Here is a 2,702-nt window from a genome sequence, read left to right on the forward strand (position 1 = left end):
CCGGTCGGCGGCGAGCGCGCCCGCCATGAGCAGGACGACGACGGCGACCGTGGCGGTGCCCGCGGCGGCCACCGCGACCAGCGGGGAGATACCGGACCGCAGGTCGGCGAACGAACCGAGGACGGCGTCCAGATCGGTGTCCGTGTCGGTCTCGGGGTCGGTCACCGCGCGGGCGCGCTCCAGACCGGGACCGTCCTTCAGCGAGGACAGAGCGGAGCGCGGGCCGTCGAGGCTGGGGGCGCGCAGCGCGCCCAGCTCGGGCGCGAAGTACCAGTAGCGGACCGGGTTGCCGCCCGTGTACATCAGCGCGGGCGACGCGGCCTGCGGGATCAGCAGGGCGCCCAGCCAGTACTTGCGCTCCGAGGAGTTGGCCAGCGGCACCAGGGCCGGGGTGCGCAGCAGCGGCGTGGTCGACCAGTAGGCGCCCGCGGGTTCGCGCGGGTCGAGGATGCCGGTGACGCGCACCGCGAGCGGGGCGCGGGAGAGGGAGGGCACGTGGATGACCGAACCCACCTCGATGTGCAGGCTCCTGGCGGTGACGGCGGTGACGGCCGCCTCGATCCCGGCGCTCTCAGCGTTCACCGGGCCGGTGGTGCGCGGCAGTCGGCCCGCGCGCACGCTCGCGTGCCCGGCCAGGTCGCTCGGCGCCACCAGCGAGACCCGGGCGGGATCCCCGGTCGGGCGGGGCAGCCAGGGGTCGTACACCACACGGTTGGCGGTGGTGGTGACGCCGTACGACGACTGGGGCCGGTCCACCGGCAGCAGGTCGCCGACGACGTGCAGCAGGTCCCCGTTCTGCCGGGTCAGCCGGTCGGGCCGGAGCAGCGCGGCCGGATCGACGGAGGCGTCGTCGAAGGACAGCGGGGCGAACACGCCGATCGTGGTCCGGCCCGGGCCCGCGTCGTGCAGCGCGTGCGCGAGGCCGGCGTTCTCGTACCGGTCCACCGCGCGCGGCAGCGCGCCCGCCAGACAGGCGGTCACCGCGACCAGCAGGGCCAGGGCCAGCGCCGCTCCGGGCGCGGCCCGCAGCCGGGTGCGCACCCAGGGCGCGACCGTACGGGCTGTCGAACTCACCTCACTCGCCTCCCTGTTCGCGCAGCGCGCGGGACGGATCGGCCCGGCGCGCCGCGAGTACCGCCGTGACGGTCAGGGGCGCCACGGCCACGGCGGCCAGCAGCAACGCCACGCGGCCCGCCGGGAGACGGACGAGCAGGTCCGGGACCGGCTGGGTCGCCGCCCCGGTGAGCACGATCAACGGCAGGACGCCCTTGGCCAGTACGGCCCCGAGGGCCACGCCGACGGTCAGCGCCAGGCCCACCAGCACCGCCTGCTCGGCGGCGATCGACCGGGCCAGCCGGCGGCGGGTGGCACCCAGCGCGCGCAGCACCGCGAACTCCGCCTCCCGCGCCCGCAGCGATCCGGCGGCGCTCACGGCGAAACCGACCGCGGCGAGCGCCGCCGCCACCGCGGCCGCGGTCGCGAACGCGGCCGTCGGACCGGCGCCGAACGGGTTGTCGCGCAGCTCGGCGGCGATCTCGTCGCGCGCCACGACCTGGTCCGGGTCCACGTCGGGCAGGGCCCGAAGTGCCGCGGTGACCGAGGCGGCGCGGCCCGGTGCGGCGCCGAGCCACCACTCGGTGGGCGGCACCCCCTGCCCGTAGCGGGCCTGCATCACCCGGTTCACGGCGCGCAGATCGAGCAGGACCGCGCCGCCGTCGTGCGCGCCGGACCGCTCGGGGTCGGCGGTGGCGGGCAGCGCGTGCACGGAGCGGACGATGCGCACCGGCAGGTTCTCCCCGGCGACCAGCAGATCCACGCGCTGGCCGGGGTGGGCGCCGGTGGAGGTGAGATAGCGGTCGGTGGCCACGGCGGCCACCTCGGTCAGCGGGGGCTGCGGCACCGCGAACCGCACCGTCACGATGGCCGCCGCCAGGGAGCCGGTGTCCGGGAGGTACCCGGTGCCGTAGGCGAAGGCCGGCGGCGTCGAGGCGGTGGCCCGGGGCCGGGTGGGCGCGGTGCGTGGGCCCGCGACCACGGTGCCCCGGACGCGGGCGGACGTCGTCCAGTGGTCCGGCAGGCGCAGCGGCTGTGCCGTGCCGCTCGCGCCGACGGCTGTGAGCCCGTGGAAGGCGACGACGTGCCGCTCGGCGTGGCCGGGCTGGAGCACATCGAGCTGAAGACCGGTCAGCGCGGCCCGGGACAGCGAGGACGGCAGCGACGCGGTCAGGGTGTGCGAGCGGCCGTCCCCGGGGAGCCGGCCGAACGACACCTGGTACGGCACCCCGTAGCGGTCCTCCAGGGTGACGGTGACGTCGGGCGCCGTACCCGGACCGGCGCCGCGCAGGCTCACCGAAAGCCGCAGCTCGCGGGTGCCGGCCGGGACCGGCGTCCCCGCCGCCGGACTCTTCGGCGCCAGCCCGGCCGGCACCTGCCGCACCGGCACGGACGCCAGGTCGGGGCGCATCAGCAGGATGTGCGCCGCCTGCGTCGTGTCCAGCGCCAGCACGGTCGTCGTACGGTCGCCGGAGAGCGCCTCCTCGGTGCGGTAGACGGGCGCCGCCCGCCGGACACCGGGGAGCGCCGCGTACTGGTCGCTGCGGCCGAGTTCGCCCTCTCCGGCCGCCGACACCCGTACGTCCGCCCCGGCCTGGAAGTCGGCCTGGTCGTCCTGCGAACGGCTCCAGGAGGAGGCCTGGCCGATG

Annotated in this window: 1 protein-coding gene and 1 pseudogene; both read right to left on the minus strand. The window is 77.2% G+C overall.

Annotated elements, in window-relative coordinates:
• A pseudogene (locus GTW40_RS24040) lies at positions 1-1,074 on the minus strand (ABC transporter permease); the annotation flags it as partial.
• Position 1,075: 1 nt separating this feature from the next.
• Positions 1,076-2,702 (minus strand): ABC transporter permease (locus GTW40_RS24045; RefSeq protein ID WP_161182259.1); only part of this gene is annotated, 1,627 nt, incomplete at its 5' end.

Origin of the sequence: Streptomyces sp. SID4985, from assembly GCF_009863025.1 — a bacterium.
In the GTDB taxonomy this organism is placed as follows: Bacteria; Actinomycetota; Actinomycetes; order Streptomycetales; family Streptomycetaceae; genus Streptomyces.